This is a genomic window from Litchfieldella xinjiangensis (assembly GCF_000759345.1).
GTDB classification, from domain to species: domain Bacteria; phylum Pseudomonadota; class Gammaproteobacteria; order Pseudomonadales; family Halomonadaceae; genus Litchfieldella_A; species Litchfieldella_A xinjiangensis.
Window position 1 is genome coordinate 876,787 of record NZ_JPZL01000002.1, and the last position, 16,405, is coordinate 893,191.

13 protein-coding genes are annotated in these 16,405 nt (G+C 59.9%); 7 read left to right on the forward strand and 6 right to left on the reverse strand.

Translation table 11 applies throughout. The features are described 5' to 3' along the window. Positions 1–38: 38 nt before the first annotated feature. From JH15_RS11390 to JH15_RS11405, 4 genes are read right to left on the reverse strand one after another with little or no spacing between them, the layout of a single operon-like run. Positions 39–980 carry a metal ABC transporter permease gene (locus tag JH15_RS11390; RefSeq protein WP_043530274.1) on the reverse strand — a complete coding sequence of 314 codons (942 nt, stop codon included), beginning with the start codon at positions 978–980 and terminating at the stop codon, positions 39–41. Continuing rightward, positions 977–2,188 carry a metal ABC transporter permease gene (locus JH15_RS11395; RefSeq protein ID WP_043530276.1) on the reverse strand — a complete coding sequence of 404 codons (1,212 nt, stop codon included), beginning with the start codon at positions 2,186–2,188 and terminating at the stop codon, positions 977–979. Before JH15_RS11395 ends, JH15_RS11390 begins: the two co-directional genes overlap by 4 nt. A gap of 2 nt (positions 2,189–2,190) precedes the next feature. Beyond that, positions 2,191–2,988, reverse strand: a complete 798-nt coding sequence (locus JH15_RS11400) for a metal ABC transporter ATP-binding protein (protein ID WP_052384059.1) — start codon at positions 2,986–2,988, stop codon at positions 2,191–2,193. Then, positions 2,985–3,971 carry a metal ABC transporter solute-binding protein, Zn/Mn family gene (locus JH15_RS11405; protein ID WP_081948996.1) on the reverse strand — a complete coding sequence of 329 codons (987 nt, stop codon included), beginning with the start codon at positions 3,969–3,971 and terminating at the stop codon, positions 2,985–2,987. Before JH15_RS11405 ends, JH15_RS11400 begins: the two co-directional genes overlap by 4 nt. 167 nt (positions 3,972–4,138) lie before the next feature. Here JH15_RS11405 and JH15_RS11410 point away from each other — a divergent pair, with 167 nt between their 5' ends. From JH15_RS11410 to JH15_RS11440, 7 genes are all read left to right on the forward strand, one after another. Then, a complete protein-coding gene (locus tag JH15_RS11410) occupies positions 4,139–4,576 on the forward strand; it encodes a YbaN family protein (protein WP_331280875.1) in 438 nt (145 codons plus the stop codon). Positions 4,577–4,709: 133 nt separating this feature from the next. Next, positions 4,710–7,349, forward strand: a complete 2,640-nt coding sequence (gene pepN, locus JH15_RS11415) for an aminopeptidase N (RefSeq protein ID WP_043530280.1) — start codon at positions 4,710–4,712, stop codon at positions 7,347–7,349. 124 nt (positions 7,350–7,473) lie between these two features. Next, positions 7,474–8,166, forward strand: a complete 693-nt coding sequence (locus tag JH15_RS11420; RefSeq protein ID WP_043530282.1) for an MgtC/SapB family protein — start codon at positions 7,474–7,476, stop codon at positions 8,164–8,166. A 206-nt stretch (positions 8,167–8,372) separates the two neighbouring features. Next, entirely contained in the window at positions 8,373–9,662 is a 1,290-nt protein-coding gene (locus JH15_RS11425; protein ID WP_043530284.1) for an ATP-grasp domain-containing protein, read from the forward strand. Positions 9,663–9,749: 87 nt separating this feature from the next. Continuing rightward, a complete protein-coding gene (locus tag JH15_RS11430; protein ID WP_052384098.1) occupies positions 9,750–11,738 on the forward strand; it encodes a CocE/NonD family hydrolase in 1,989 nt (662 codons plus the stop codon). 128 nt (positions 11,739–11,866) lie between these two features. Continuing rightward, the gene (locus tag JH15_RS11435) at positions 11,867–13,657 is read left to right on the forward strand and encodes a thiamine pyrophosphate-requiring protein (protein WP_043530288.1); all 1,791 of its coding nucleotides are present in this window, start codon (positions 11,867–11,869) and stop codon (positions 13,655–13,657) included. Positions 13,658–13,688: 31 nt separating this feature from the next. Then, positions 13,689–14,942, forward strand: a complete 1,254-nt coding sequence (locus JH15_RS11440) for a cytochrome P450 (RefSeq protein ID WP_043530290.1) — start codon at positions 13,689–13,691, stop codon at positions 14,940–14,942. Positions 14,943–15,019: 77 nt separating this feature from the next. On the opposite strand, the gene JH15_RS11445 is transcribed toward JH15_RS11440, so the two are convergent. Both JH15_RS11445 and JH15_RS11450 read right to left on the reverse strand, forming a co-directional pair. Then, complete coding sequence (locus JH15_RS11445) at positions 15,020–15,532, reverse strand: ferritin-like domain-containing protein (RefSeq protein WP_043530293.1); 513 nt, start codon at positions 15,530–15,532, stop codon at positions 15,020–15,022. Between the two features lie 26 nt (positions 15,533–15,558). Next, entirely contained in the window at positions 15,559–16,395 is an 837-nt protein-coding gene (locus JH15_RS11450; RefSeq protein ID WP_043530295.1) for a manganese catalase family protein, read from the reverse strand. Positions 16,396–16,405: the final 10 nt, after the last annotated feature.

The window sequence follows — 16,405 nt, forward strand, 5'->3', positions numbered from 1 at the left end:
TGTACAACGGAGACAGCTTGGCGATTATGAATAGACCATTAACGCTCTGGCATGAGTGACGGCTCGCCAGACGCGTCATGATGACGGCGTTGCGGGCCGAACAGGCAGGCCAGGAGCAGGATGAGACCGGCAACGCTGGCGATCATGCCCGCCGCGCTGAGCGAGGCTTCGAAACCCAGCCAACCAGGCCCGTATCCCGAAAGTACATAGCCGAGAATCGCCGACAGCAGGGCGAATACCTGACTCCAGATCAGCTGTGCCGATAGGCGATTGGTCATCAAGCGTGCCGCCGCGGCCGGACAGATGAACATGGCGATGACGATGATCGACCCAACCGCCTCGAAGGCGGCAATGGCCGTGATGGCCACCATGGCCACCAGCAGCAGGTCGACGAGGGTCGGGTGGGCCCGAACGCTGGCCGCGAATTCCGGATCGAAGCTGCCGACCACCAGGGGCCGCCAGGCCACGGTCACGAACCCCGCTACCAATAGGCCCACCCAGGCCACGCGGGGCAATTGTGGGGGAAGGTCGGCAAGCGCCTGGCGATCCAGCAACGCGCCCCAGTCATGACCCTCGAACCAGATCAGGCTCTCCAGGCTGCCATACAGTGCATGCTCGACGTCGAGATGGACCCCGCTGGCGCCGTGCCATTCGAGCATCAACACCCCGAGGGCGAAGATGGCGGTAAAGGCCACCCCCATGGCGGCGCTCGATTCCACCCGCCCCAGATGCTTGATCAACGCAATCATCGCGACCGTGATCAGGGCCGCGACACCGGCGCCGACCATCATTGCCGTGGCGGCCAGCGTGCCGGTAATCAAAAAGCTTGCGACGATACCGGGCAGGGCCACGTGGCTGATGGCATCACCTATGAGGCTCTGACGTCTCAACACCAGGAAGTTGCCTAATAGCGCGCAGGTGCTGGCAATGATCGAGGCGATGAGCATCGGTACCAGGCTCAACATCAAGAAGTCGCTCATGACGCTCCCCCCTGCGGCGGGTAGCGACGCATTTCCAGCGCCATGATCGTATCGGGCGGCAAGCATTGACCGATGGGTTCAAGGCCGACGTAGCCGGCATAGGCCGCCTCGTCGGGATAAAGCGTTCGATACAGGGACCACAGCTGCTCCTCGTGTTCGGCGTCACGTGCCGCAGCCAGCCCTGACGGCGTGGGAACATGATCGCGGCGAATATACCCATGCCGTTTCAGGATGCGCAGGGTCAGGCCGTCATAAATGGCTTCGTGACGTGCCAGGCTGAGCAACCCCTGGCGCAGATGCACCTGCGTCTTGAAGCGCTGATGGGCGGCCAGTTTGGCGACGATGCCTCGCCGTGGCGAGAGCAATAGCGAGAGCGCAAACAGCATGAATGCGCTGAGCACGATCAATGGGCCGGTGGGCAGGCCGGAACGGATGCTCGACAGCGTGACGCCCAGGTAGCCGGCCAGGGCACCACACACGGAGGCGATGGCGACCATATGCAAGGGGCGGTTGGTCCAGAAGCGACCGGTCACGGGGGGTATGATGGTCAGCGCGACGATCAGGATCAAACCGGTGACCTTTAGCCCAATGACCGTGACCGCCAGCAGCAGCAGGAGCATCAGCATATCGATGCGTCGTGTGCGAATGCCGGTGGTATAGGCGTATTCGGCATCGAAGCAAACCAGCAGGAACTCGCGCCGGAACATGAAACAAGCCAATAGCAGCAGCAGGGCGCAAAGCGCGATGAGCTGTGCCTCGGCCGCCAGCATCCCGGCTGTTGAACCGACCAGGTAGTCGGTCAGGCCCGCCTGACCGCCGATGTTCATCGTCTGTATCGCGGTGATCAGCACCACGCCCAGGCCGAACAGGGTGGAGAGTACCGCCCCGATGGCGGCATCCTCGCCAAGACGGGTGCGCGAACTGATGGCTTGTACGCACCATAGGCCGAACGTGGCGCTCAGGGCGGCGCCGATCATGAGTCCTGGCAGCCAACGTCCGTCGCCCGTCAGTGTCGCGGTGAGGATGAACGCCAGGGCCAGGCCGGGCAGGGTGGCATGGCTGATGGCATCACTGACCAACGAGCGTTTGCGCAACAGGATGAAGCTGCCGATCATTCCGGCACTGGCCCCCAGGGCCATGGCGCCCAGCGTAACCAGGCTGGTGTTGTAACCCGCCGAGAAGAGCAGGGCACTTATCCAGACATCCATGCTCAGGCCCCTGGCGTAGAATTGACGCTGACGATGCGCTCGAGTTGTAACGCACCGAGCCGCCCGCCATAGGCCTGCTGAAGCGCCGACTCGGTAAAGGCTTCATCGACCGGGCCGGCCGCTACGCGGCGTACGTTGACCAAAAGCACGTGATCGAAGTAGTCGCGTACCGTGGTCAGGTCATGATGGACGCAAAGTAGCGTCTTGCCCTGCTGTCGCAGCGACTTGAGCACTTCGACGATAGCCTTCTCGGTAGCGGCATCGACGCCGGCGAAGGGTTCGTCGAGGATGGTGAGGTCAGCCTGCTGGGCCAGGGCCCGCGCCAGGAAAACACGTTGTTGCTGACCTCCAGAGAGTTGTCCGATTTGGCGGTCGGCGAAACTTTCCATACCCACACGTGCCAGGCATGCCAGGGCGGTGTCGCGGTGTTTCCTGCGAGTGAACTGCCACCAGCGCAGTTGCCGAAACAGGCCCATGGTCACGACATCGAGTACGGTAGCGGGGAAATCCCAGTCGACACTGTTGCGCTGGGGAACGTAGGCGATACGTTGGCTCTGCTGGGCATAGGGCTTGCCATAGACCAGCACCTCACCGGAGAGACGCCTCACGATACCCAGCGCGGCCTTGAGCAGGGTCGACTTTCCCGCACCATTGGGACCGACAATGGCGGTGAGACTCCCCGGTGGCGTGACGAAATCCACGGAATACACCACGGGGTTTTGCCCGTAGCTCACGGTCAGCCCCTGGATGGCCAGGGGGCTTTCGAGTATCGCCGGGTCGTGGATGGCTGGCGGCTTCATGGGCGGGACCCCGTTTCGAGGGGCTGTGTCCCGCCGGCCAGTTTCCCTTGCATGCCGCCCAACGGTGCCTCGCCGCCCAGGGCGCGTGCCAACAAGGTCACGTTATGATCGATCATGCCAATGTAGGTTCCTTCATAGCTTCCCGGCGGCCCCATGGCATCGGAAAAGAGTTCGCCTCCGACCTCGACGGGCCATCCCCGCGCCGCCGCTCCTTCGATCAGGGCGCGAATATTGCGCTCGGATACCGAGGATTCGATAAAGATCGCGCCGATCTGGCGCTCGACCAGTAGCGACACCAGCGCTTCCATGCGAGCCAGACCCGCCTCGCTTTCAGTCGAGTATCCCTGGATACCTTCCACTTCATAAGCGTAGGCCTCTCCCAGATATCCGAAAGCATCGTGGGCGGTCACCAGGACGCGAGAGCGTGGCGGAACGCTGGACAGTACGTGCCGAGCATAGGTGTCAAGAGCATCGAGGCGTGCCAGCAGGTCGTCCGCATTGGCGACGAAGCGATCGCGTGCCGCAGGCCTCAGCGTCACCAGGGCGTCGCGTATCGCAATCACGACATGCCGCCACCGGCCGGGGTCCATCCAGACATGCGGATCCCAGCGATCCGGGTACTCCGCGTCGGCTAGCCGCTGCGATTCGGGGACGGCTTCGGCGACGGCGAAGACAGGACGCCGCTTGGCCAGCCGAGCCAGGAACTCTTCCAGTTGAGCTTCGAGGAACAGGCCGTGCCAGAATACCGCATCGGCCTGGACCATGGCCGAAATATCGCTACGTGTCTGGCGGTACAAATGCGGATCGACGCCGGTCCCCATGAGGCCCCGAACCTCGATCTCGTTACCCCCGACCTGGCGCAACGTATCGGCAATCATGCCCGTCGTGGCCACGAGTCGTAAGGGGTCGGCTGCCTGGGCCTGGCCTCCAAGCGCCATCAGCCAGGTCAGCAGGGTAACTAGGGCCGTCATCCTGAACGGCATGAGCGTTCCTCGTGGAGAGTGGTGTCGATACGCTACACTCAGATGGCCCGGATGGTTCATTGATTACGCCTTGATGTGCGATAGGGTTTTAACATTTTCACGGAAAGCGTGATTGCGGTTCAATAAACCCTAACTCAAACGGCACGAAGCTGCAGACGGAGGTGCAGGTGTCCTCTCAACCGCCGATTCACTCTCTGATGCGTCCCGTACGCAACAGCCTCTATATCGGTCTGGCCGGCACCAGCTTCGGGCTCGGCGTCATTGGGGTATTCGTGCCCTTGATGCCCACCACGTGCTTCATGCTCCTGGCCGTCTGGTCGGCCTCGCGGGGTTCGCCACGTTTCGCCAGGTGGATTCGTCACCATCCTCGCTTCGGCCCCGCCATCCTCGCCTGGGAGCGCGAGCGCGCCATCCCCAGGCATGCCAAGTTGATTGCCGTTGCCATGCTGGCCCTATCCTGCCTGGTCCTGGCCCTCACGGTCACTTTGATGCTGGTGAAACTGCTCTTGATCGTTTTACTCATGCTCCTGGGTCTCTGGATCGTTACGCGGCCCGAGCCAAAGGCAGACATGAGCCCGTCTTCCCAGCGGCTTTCACGGTACTGAACACGGCGGATTTTCGGCCAGCTGCGCTATACATTCGGACCTTCGATTTGCGGGGATTACCCCGGGTGCTTTGAGAATCGTTCCTCATGCGCCTTACAATGGATGGCGATTACCGAACAGGAGCGTTCATCCGATGTCTGCACCGCAGCCGATCCATCTTCACGATTACCAGCCCCCGGCCTATCGGGTCACGCACACGGAACTCAAGTTCGACCTCGCCCCCTCTGCCACTCGGGTCACGGCGCGACTGCACATCGAGCGTCATCCCGATCGTGCCGAGGGAAGCCTGCCCTTGGTATTGAACGGCGAACAGTTGACGCTGCTGCGTGTCGCGATCGACGGTCAGGAGTTGGGCGACGGTGAGTATGTCGTGGATGAAGCGACCCTGACGGTGCCTGAGGTTCCTGAGCGGTTTCTGTTGGATACCGAGGTCGAGATCGACCCCGCCTCCAACACCGCACTGGAAGGGTTATACCTTTCCAATGGAATGTATTGCACCCAGTGTGAGCCCGAGGGGTTCCGCCGCATTACCTATTATCCCGACCGACCCGATGTGATGGCGACCTTCTCCACGACGGTGATCGGTGAGGCCGGTACCTCGCCAGTGCTGCTTTCAAATGGCAATCCGGTGGAACGCGGCGAGCTGCCGAATGGCAAGCATTTCGTGACCTGGGAAGATCCCCACCCCAAGCCGAGCTATCTGTTTGCGTTGGTGGCCGGTGACCTCCAGAAAGTCGAAGAGCGTTACACGACCCAGAGCGGACGTGACGTCACGCTTCAGATCTGGGTCGAGGAGGAGAACCTAGACAAGACCGAGCATGCGATGGCCTCGCTCAAGCGTGCCATGGCGTGGGACGAGCAGACCTATGGCCGCGAGTATGACCTGGATCTGTTCATGATCGTGGCGGTCAATGATTTCAACATGGGGGCGATGGAAAACAAGGGCCTCAACATATTCAACTCGGCTGCCGTGCTGACCCATCCCCAGACCGCGACCGATGCGGCGTTCCAGCGGGTCGAAGGCATCGTCGCCCACGAGTATTTCCATAACTGGTCGGGCAACCGCGTGACGTGCCGCGACTGGTTCCAGCTGTCGCTCAAGGAGGGCTTCACCGTCCTGCGCGACCAGACCTTTTCGGCCGATACCAACTCGGCACCGGTCAAGCGCATCGAGGACGTCTCGTTCTTCCGTACCGCGCAATTCGCCGAGGATGCCGGCCCTACCGCCCACCCCGTTCGCCCCGATCACTACATCGAGATCAGCAATTTCTATACCTTGACGATCTACGAGAAGGGCGCGGAGGTGGTTCGCATGTTGCGGAACCTGCTGGGTTGGGAAACCTTCCGCAAGGGGTCCGATCTCTATTTCGAGCGGTTCGATGGTCAGGCGGTGACGATCGAGGATTTCGTCGACTGCATGCGTGAGGTGTCGGGGCTGGATCTCGATCAGTTCATGCGCTGGTATTCCCAAGCCGGTACGCCGGAGATCGATGCCTATGGCGAGTACGACTATGCCAAGGCCGAGTATCATCTCACGCTGCGCCAGCGCACCCCGGCCACGCCCGGTCAGCCGGAGAAGCAGCCGTTGCATATCCCGGTTCGGATGGGGCTGGTCGGCACCAAGTCGGGCACGGACCTGGCTATGACACTGGATGGCGAGCCGCTTGGTAGCGATGCCGTGATTCATTTGCGTGAAGAAGAGCAGCATTTCGTCTTCACCGATATCGCCGAAGCGCCGGTGCCTTCGCTGTTGCGCGGCTTTTCCGCACCGGTCAAGCTGCGCTTCCCTTATAGCCGTGAAGATCTCGCTTACCTGTTGCAGCACGACAGCGATGGCTTCAACCGCTGGGACGCCGGCCAGCGCCTGGCCATGCTCGCCCTGGACGACCTGATCGCTGCGCACCGTAACGGGGTCGAGAAGGTGATGGACGTCAGGGTGACCGAGGCCTTCCGGACCCTGCTGACCAGTGAAATCGCCGACAAGGCAGTCCTCGCCGAGATGCTGACGCTGCCTTCGGAAGCCTATATCGCCGAGCAGCAGCCCACGGTCGACGTGGACGCCATCCATGCCGCACGCACCTTCGTCAAGCAGTCCCTGGCATTGGCGCTGCGCGATGAGTTTCTTGCCACGTATCGGGCCAACCAGACCGACGCGCCCTATGCGCCGGAGCCCGAGCAGATTGCCCAGCGTAGCCTCAAGAACGTGGCGCTCTCCTACCTGATGAGCATCGAGGACGAGGAGGCCGTGACCTTGGCCCAGGAGCAGTACGAGGCAGGTCATAACATGACCGATGTGCGCGCCGCCCTGACGCTATTGACGCATAGCTCGCGTGACGACCTGGCCAATCCGGCGCTGCGTACCTTTGCCGAAAAGTGGGCACACGATCCGCTGGTCATGGACCAGTGGTTCACCATACAGGTCACGCGGCCACAGGAGGATGTGCTGGACCGCCTCAAGTTCCTGATGGATCATCCCGCCTTCTCGCTCAAGAATCCCAACAAGGTGCGTGCGCTGATCGGTGCTTTCGCGGGCCAGAACCGCGCCAATTTCCACCGGCCGGATGGGGAGGGCTACAGGCTCCTGGCGGATGTGGTGATCGAACTCAATCGCCTGAATCCTGAAATTGCCGCACGCATCATCACGCCGCTGACGCGCTGGAAGCGCTTCGACGAGTCGCGCCAGACTCTGATGAAAGCGGAGCTGGAGCGGATACGGGCCGAAGCATTGTCGCCCAACGTCTATGAGGTGGTCGAGAAAGCCTTGGCTGAATAGATGACCAAGGTGGCCAAGCAGGCCGGGTGCCGGCCTGCTTCTTGTCGACGCGAATTGACGCGGTTCGTGTCGATTCATGCTGAAATACAGGACGCCAGATGATGCCACAGGGAGGCAGACACCGTTGATTTCCGATTATGCAACGATACTCATGTATCTGGGAGCCGCGTGGTTAGCGGGCAGCCTTATCGGGCTCGAGCGCAGCTTTCATGGACGACCGGCGGGATTTCGTACCCACGCATTGGTCTGCCTGGCCTCGGCGCTCCTCATGATGGTCTCGACGCACCAGGGGCAATGGTTCGGTGCCAACATGCCGACATCCGCGGTGAATACCGACCCGACACGCATGGCCCAGGGCATCATGACCGGTATCGGTTTCCTGGGGGCGGGGGTCATCTTCAAGGAAGGATTGACGGTACGTGGCCTGACGACGGCGGCATCGATCTGGGTCACGGCGGCGGTGGGCATCCTGTATGGCATCGGTTTCCTGTTCCCGGCCGTGGTGGTCACGATCATCACTCTGGTGACCCTGTCGCTGTTTCGTTGGGTGGAGGCCAGAATGCCCATGCAGCATTTTGCCGACACGATGTTGGCATTCCCCATCGATGGTGTGCTGACCGAGTCCGAAGTCCGTGGCTTGATTAAGGAGCAGGGGTTTCGTGTCAAGTCGCTCAGTTATCGGTTGGTGCAGCGCGGGACGGTCTACGAATACCATATGACGTTGCAAACACTGGATCGCAGGAACATGAGTCTACTGGCCGATCGGCTCAGGAATGAACAGTCGGTACAGGAGTTTCGGCTTTCCTTGGCCGAGTAGCGTTCATGCAGCGGTACGCCGACAAATCCACCCGAAGCGAACTCTTCGGGTGTTTTTTTGTGGCGTTAGTTCGATCTAGGTTTGGCGAGGTAAAGATATGTCTCCGCTATAGCGTCTCCTTCATGCCGTGTCTATCTTGAGGGCACAGGGAAGATAGACGGGAGTTCTTTTGTTGAGTACTCCCTATTCGTCATGGAGATTGCTGAATGAAGCGAGACATTTTTGTTGTGGCGCTTGAAGACCAACAGCGCGAGGAGCTCGAGACTCTGCGGCATTCGCGGGATTACCATGTCCATAACCTTCTGGATATCGAGTCCGCAGTCGAACCCGAGAGCTTTTCCTTCGACGCGTTGCTCGACAAGGCTCGCCAACAGCTGGATGACTTTGGCGGCAGTGTCGATGCCATCGTGGCGCAATGGGACTTCCCCACAAGTGTGCTGGTGCCCATCCTGTGCAAGGAGCGGAATATCCCTTCGTCTTCTGTCGAGAGCGTGCTCAAGTGCGAACATAAGTACTGGAGCCGTCTCGAACAGCAGAAGGTAATTCCCGAATGTGTGCCGGAATTCTGTAGTGTCGATCCGTTTGTCGACGATCCACTACAGCAGGTCACGCTCAAGTATCCCTTCTGGTTGAAGCCGGTCAAGGCCTTCTCTTCCCAGCTCGGTTTCAAGATCGAGAGCGATGAGCAGTTTCGTGAGGCCATCGAGGAAATTCGAGCTGGCATCCGCCACTTCGGTGACCCGTTCAACGAAGCCCTGCGACATGCTGAGCTGCCTCCCGAAATCCAGGAAATGGACGGCAACAGTTGCATTGCCGAGCAGATCATCTCAGGGCAACAGGGGGCTCCCGAGGGCACGGTGTATCGTGGCGAGTTCAATGTCCACGGCATCGTAACTCAGCCCAGGTCGACGGCGGATCTGCCGTTCGATCGGATCGAATACCCCAGCGACTTGCCGGAACACGTCCACCACCGGATGATTCAGGCCACCAAGACATTTCTCGAACATATCGGGTATGACAATGGCTGTTTCAATGCGGAATTCATGTGGGATGAGGAAAGCGACAAGCTTTGGCTGATCGAATTCAATACTCGCATTTCCCAGTCGCACAGCGAGATGTTCATCATGGTGGATGGCATGTCCAACCATGAGGTGGCCATCGATATCGCGTTGGGCGAGCGTCCCTCCTTGCCCAATCGCCAGGGCCCTTATTCGGTCGCGGCCAAGTGCGTGATCCCCTACGAGCATCAAGATGGGGTCGTGCGTCGTGTCCCCAGCGATGAGGAGCTCAAGGCATTGAGCGACCGCTATCCGGGTACCCGGGTGCGCCTTGACGTCGAGCCGGGGATCCGCCTCAGTGAATTGCCCAACCAGGACAGCTTCGCTTACCACCTCGGCACTATCTTTATCGCTGGCGACGATCACGAGCAGGTTGCGCAGCGCTACAAGGAGTGTCTTGACGCCCTCAATTTCGATATCGAGCCCGTCACGGAGTGATGGGCATCCGATCTGTAAGGAGGAATCGTGGAGTTCATTGATTCGTACCCCTACAAGATTCGCGAGATCGAGAATACCTTCATCACCATGCGCGACGGGGCACGCCTCGCCGCGCGTATCTGGTTGCCGGAAGTGGCCGAGCAAGAACCGATGCCGGCAATCATGGAGTATATTCCGTATCGCAAGCGCGACCTGACCCGTGGTCGCGATGCAACCAACCACGCTTACATGGCAGGCCATGGTTACGTTTGCGTGCGTGTCGACATGCGCGGTAGCGGTGACTCGGACGGGGTGCTTACCGATGAGTACACCCAGCAGGAACAGGAAGACGGGGTCGATGCGATCAACTGGATCGCCAAGCAGCCTTGGTGCAATGGCAAGGTCGGGATGATGGGTATTTCCTGGGGCGGCTTTAATAGCCTCCAGGTCGCGGCCAAGCAGCCTGAGGCCCTCAAGGCGATCATCAGTCTTTGCTCCAGCGACGACCTGTACTCCGATAACATGCACTATATGGGTGGTTGCCTGCTCGGCGACAACCTGTCCGAAGCCACGGTCATGTTCGCCTTCAATACCTTGCCGCCCGATCCTGAAATCGTCGGCGATCGCTGGCGCGACATGTGGTTCGAACGCCTGAAGGGGAGTGGCTTGTGGTTGGAGCAGTGGCTGGAGCACCAGCGGCGCAGCGAATACTGGACCACGAGTTCGATATGCGAGTATTACTCCGATATCAAGTGCCCGGTCTATGCGATCGGTGGGTGGGCCGACGGCTTCACCAACACGGTCTTTCGGCTACTGGAGCACCTTGATGTGCCCCGCAAGGGCTTGATCGGCCCATGGGGCCACAAGTACCCACACCAGGGCATCCCCGGGCCGGCGATCGGCTTCCTCCAGGAGGCGTTGCGCTGGTGGGACTACTGGCTCAAGGACAAGGACAACGGCATCATGGACGAGCCGTCCTTGCGTGCCTGGCTCCAGGATAGCGTTCCCCCGGACACCTCCTATGAAGAACGCCCGGGGCGCTGGATTGGAGAGCCTGGCTGGCCTTCCACCAATATCGCTCATCGCCGCCATCGGCTGGGTCCCTATACGGTAGACCTGGGCAGTCAGGAAGAAGTGGGCGAGCGGCCCGAGGACGAACTCGAAGCGACCGAAATGGGGCTGCGGTCGCCCGTGAGCGTGGGGATGTTTGCCGGCAAGTGGTGCTCTTACGCGGCCACACCCGATCTGCCGGGGGATCAGCGCGAGGAAGACGGCGGCTCGCTGGTCTTTACCAGCCGTACGCTTGACGAACCCCTGGAAATCTTCGGTACGCCGTCGCTGGAGCTCGAGCTTTCCGCCGACAAGCCGCAGGGCATGGTGGCGGTTCGACTATCCGATGTGGCTCCCGACGGGAAGGCGACGCGCGTCACCTATGGGCTGCTCAATCTATCCCACCGTGACAGTGACGCACATCCCGAGCCGCTGGAACCGGGGCGCCACTATCGCGTACAGGTGCCGCTGAACGGGATTGCACAGAACTTCCCGGCTGGCCACCAGCTCCGTGTCTCGGTGTCGACCTCTTATTGGCCCTTGGCCTGGCTGCCGCCGGAGCCGGTTCAGGTCAACATCTATCCCGAGAAGAGCGCCTTGCACCTGCCGGTACGTTCGCCCCGGGAGGATGACGTTTCATTGCCTGACTTTGGCGCGCCCGAGTGCGCAGAGCCCTTGAAAACCACCTCCTTGGCGCCCAGCGAGCACAACTGGTTGCTGCACCGCGACCTGGCGAGCAAGGAATCGGTGATGGAAGTGGTCAACGACCAGGGCAATTTCCGCATCGACGACATAGGCACCGAAATCCACCGCAGCAACCGAGAATGGTACTCGGTGGTGGATGATGAATTCACTTCGGCCCGGGGTGAGACCTATACCGAGCGGGTCTTCAAGCGCGATGACTGGAACGTGGAAATCTACACTCGCACGGTATTGACCTGTGATTCCGAGCAATTCCATATCCATGCTCAACTCGATGCTTACGAGGATGACTACCGCGTCTACTCGCAGAACTGGGAGCGCAGCATTCCGCGAGACAACATCTGACGCACCGGGCGTACAATGAAGTAATGTGCGCTCTGACGCACCTCAAGCCGTCGTGAGCTGGTCTGAATCCTAGGGCTAGCCCACGGCGGCTGTTTTCATTCGCTATCACCAATGCACGGAGGCATACCATGGGCGAGAATGTCAGCGATTTCATGATTCGGCGGCTTCGGGCGTGGGGGGTAGACCGAATCTTCGGCTATTCCGGGGATGGCAATAACGGTCTGATGGGAGCCCTGAACCGAGCCGAGGGAGATATGACCTTCATCCAGCCGAGGCATGAAGAGATGGCCGCCATGATGGCCTGTGGTCATGCCAAATTCACTGGGGAGGTCGGCGTATGCATGGCCACCTCCGGCCCCGGGGCGATTCACCTGCTCAATGGTCTGTACGATGCCAAAAAGGACCATGCACCTGTCGTAGCGATTGTCGGCCAGCAGGCCCGTACAGCCATGGGGGGCGAATACCAGCAAGAAGTCGATCTACTCTCGCTATTCAAGGACGTTGCCGGTGACTTCGTACATATGGCCACCAGCCCGGGCCAGGTGAGACATCTAGTGGATCGTGCCATGCGTATTGCCAAGGCGCAGCGCACGGTCACCGCCATTATCGTACCCAACGATCTTCAGTCGCAGCCGGCCGTTGAAACCCCTCCGCATGCGCATGGCACGGTACATTCGGGGGTAGGCTACCGTGCCCCGCGTAGCGTTCCGCACCAGGAGGATCTCGAGCAGGCGGCGGCAGTGCTCAACGAGGGCGACCGTGTCGCTATCCTGGTGGGGGCAGGGGCCCTTGGCGCCACCGATGAAGTGATCGAGGTGGCCGAGCGACTGGGAGCAGGAGTAGCCAAGGCCCTGTTGGGGCTGACCGTGGTGCCGGATGGTTTTCCCTTCGTGACGGGATCGATCGGTCTACTCGGCACCAATCCCAGTTGGGAGTTGATGGCCAATTGCGACACCTTGCTCATGGTGGGCTCCAGCTTTCCCTATTCTGAATTTCTTCCGGAGGAAGGGCAGGCGCGTGGGGTGCAGATCGACATCGAGGGCCGTATGTTGAGCATGCGCTACCCGATGGAGGTGAACCTCACCGGGAATAGCGCATCGACGCTCAGGGCGCTGTTACCTTATCTCGAATACAAGGAGGATCGCAGCTGGCGTGAGCGAATCGAGAAGAGCGTGACACGATGGCAGCAGGTGCTGGAAGAGCGCGCCATGGTCGATGCCGACCCGGTCAATCCCCAACGGGTATTCTGGGAACTGTCGCCCCGCTTGCCAGAGGACTGCATCCTGACCAGTGATTCAGGTTCGGCCGCCAATTGGTATGCACGCGATCTACGCATGCGTCGTGGCATGAAAGCCTCGCTATCGGGGGGGCTTGCGACCATGGGCAACGGAGTGCCTTATGCCATCGCTGCCAAGTTCGCGTTTCCCGAGCGTGTCGCCATTGCGTTGGTGGGCGATGGTGCCATGCAAATGAATGGAAATGCGGAATTGATCACCATCGCCAAATACTGGCATCAATGGTCGAACCCCCGCTTGATCGTCATGGTGCTGAACAATCAGGACCTGAACCAGGTGACCTGGGAAATGCGCGCGCAGGATGGCGATCCCAAGTATGAAGCTTCCCAGAACCTACCCAACTTCCCTTATGCTCACTATGCCGCGATGCTCGGCCTCGAGGGGATCGAAGTCGACGATCCAGAGCAGTTGGGCGATGCCTGGGATAGAGCGCTGACGAGCGACCGCCCGGTCGTGCTCGAAGTCCATACCGATCCCGATGTACCGCCCATCCCGCCGCATATCAAGCGCGAGCAGGCCAAAGCGTATATGTCTGCATTGATCAATGGCGATCCGGATGCCATCGATATCGTCAAGGCATCGGTTAAGCAGTTTTCTCAGGATATCATGCCCAAAGCGCATTGATCGTCGTACATAAGATCAAGGAGATAAACGCATGAGCAGCCGCGTTCCACATGAGAAAGCACTGGACAGCACGCTAGCGTTCTTGCGTGAGGGCTACGACTTTATTCCTCGACGCTGCGAAAAGCATGGCTCAACTATTTTCGAAGCGCGCCTCTTGATGGAGAAAACCCTATTCCTGAGGGGAGAGGAGGCCGCGCGAGTCTTTTACGACCGCGAGCGATTCACTCGTGAAGGCGCTGCTCCAGGCCGGTTGCGCAAGACCTTGTTCGGCGAGGGCGGTGTGCAGGGCCTCGAGGGCCAGGCGCATCGTGTGCGCAAACAGCTTTTCCTGGGGTTGATGGATCCCGATCGTATCCAGGAACTCGTCGATTTGACGCGCGATCATTGGCGAGCGCGCTTGCCGAAGTGGGAAGCCGCGCAGCGCGTTGTGCTCTTTGGTGAAATGAATGAGATCATTTGCCAAGGGGTTCATGATTGGGTCGGGCTACCCTTGGCTGATTCCGAGCTTGCCGAGCGCACCCGGGAGCTCACCCTACTGATCGATAGCGCAGGAGCGATCGGTATACACCATTGGAAAGGCCGTGCGGCGCGAAAGCGCGCAGAACGCCGCCTGGCCGATGTGATCGAATCAGTGCGCAGCCAATCAATGACGCCTGGGGATCATACCTTTCTTCATCAGGTTGCCTGGCATCGCGATTGGGACGATACATTGCTCGATGCTCGCGTGGCCGCGGTGGAATTGTTGAATGTGTTACGGCCCGTCGTGGCGGTTTCACGCTACATCGTTTTTGCCGCCTTGGCGATGCATCACTACCCAGAGGAACGCCGCAAGCTCCAGGCCGACAAGGAGGGGGGCTACCGCGCATGTTTTCTAGAGGAAGTTCGTCGATTCTATCCTTTCTTTCCCTGCCTGGTAGCCAGGACGCGAGTACCGTTTGAGTGGCAGGGCGTGGAATTCCCCAAGGATCGACAGGTGGTCTTCGATCTGTATGGGACCAACCACGATCCTTACGTCTGGCAAGACCCGGAGTCGTTCAATCCCGATCGATTTACTGGTTGGGAAGACAGTGGCTTTGCCCTGGTGCCTCAGGGAGGGGACACCGCGGCCGGTAATCATCGCTGCCCGGGGGAGCGCATCACCCTGGCGCTCATGTTGATGGCAGTAGAGGAGCTGACACAAACCATTGATTACCAAATACCGGACCAGGATCTCGCCATCCCTCAGGATCGCATGCCAACCTTGCCGAGGAGCGGCCTGGTCTTGAGCCCTGTTCGGCGGCAATAAAAAAAACCGGGCATCGCAGATGCCCGGTCGTTACCTCGCAGTCCATCAGGCCTAAGCTTGATGGACTTCCAACCGACTTAGCTCTTGGCCGTCAGTTGCCCGCTTTCTGCACGTTCGAGGAACTTGCGCGTCGTGTCGTCCAGATGATCCGAAAGCCATTTGGCCATCGCTTCCTCTTCCTTGAGGATTTCCTGGCAGACTCTGGCTACTTCGGGTTTCCCGGCCGCTTCGGCGGCTTGGATCAAAGCCTTGTAGCTGGCAATTTCGAAGTGCTCGAACGAGTAGCTCGCCATGGAGCCCTTGACCACTTCGTCACTGACCAGCATGCCACTCATGGCCTGCCCGAACGCGGTGAGCTTGGCGCCCATGTCCTTGAGTGTCGATAGATCGACCCCCATTTGAGACATGCATTCCTCGAGTTTCTTCGATTGCCCGCGCGTTTCCTGGATATGCTGTTCGATACGGGCCCGGAGCTCGGGATAATGCTCAAGACGGCTCGCCTGGCCCTCGAGCATTTTCTCGGCTTGTTGCTCCATGGCATGGGCATCACGCAACCAATCGGTCAGGTGCTTTTCTGTTTCCGTTGCCATACATCCTCCTGTTTAGCGTCTGAAAATCACTTCTTCGGATCGACCTGCTCATTCTGAGCGCCGGAATGAGGCTTGGCTCCCCCAAGCTTGGGCTCCTGTCCTTCCGGCTCCGGCTGGTTCTTGAAGCTGTATTCGCTGCGTCCGTCGAGAGAGGGGCCTTGCGACCAGCGACCCTGCGGGGCCTCCTTATCGAGCAGCGTATTGAGGTAGTAGTAGGAATGTTGCATGGCTTCGTGCGATTCGGGCGTGGAGTTGGGTATCGGCAACTGCGCTTCCATACCGCCCATGTCTTCGATTACCGCCAGCCATTGCTGCTGATGATAGGTATCGCGAGCGATCAAGAAGGACAGGAAGTCTTTCATTCCGTGATCGTCGGTCCAGTTATAAAGGCGCGATGCCAGAACGCGGCCGCCCGCTTCTGCGGTCACGTTGGCCAACATGTCTGCACCGATATTGCCTGTAGCGTAGACATGGCTCATGTCGAAGGGCACGCCATTGGCATTCACCGGCATGGCCGACAACCCGGAAGACAGGAGATGGCGCGGGTTGGCGCCGCCCAGGATGGCGTTGATCACCGGGTCCTTGGCAGACTCTTCCTGATAGTGCACGGGGGCACCTTCCAGATTGAGTGCAACGGCGTGGCCGAGCATCTCGATGTGAGAGAGCTCTTCGGTCGCGGTCGACATGAGCATGTCTCTGATCCTGTCGTCACCACGGGCGCCCATGGCCTGGAAGAAGTACTGCATGGCTACGCGGATTTCGCCTTCTACCCCGCCGATGGCCTGTTGCAGTAACATGGCAAATTGTGGATCCGGCTTGTCGACCTTGACCGGATATTGAAGCTTTCCTGAATGATGGAACATGAGTACCTCC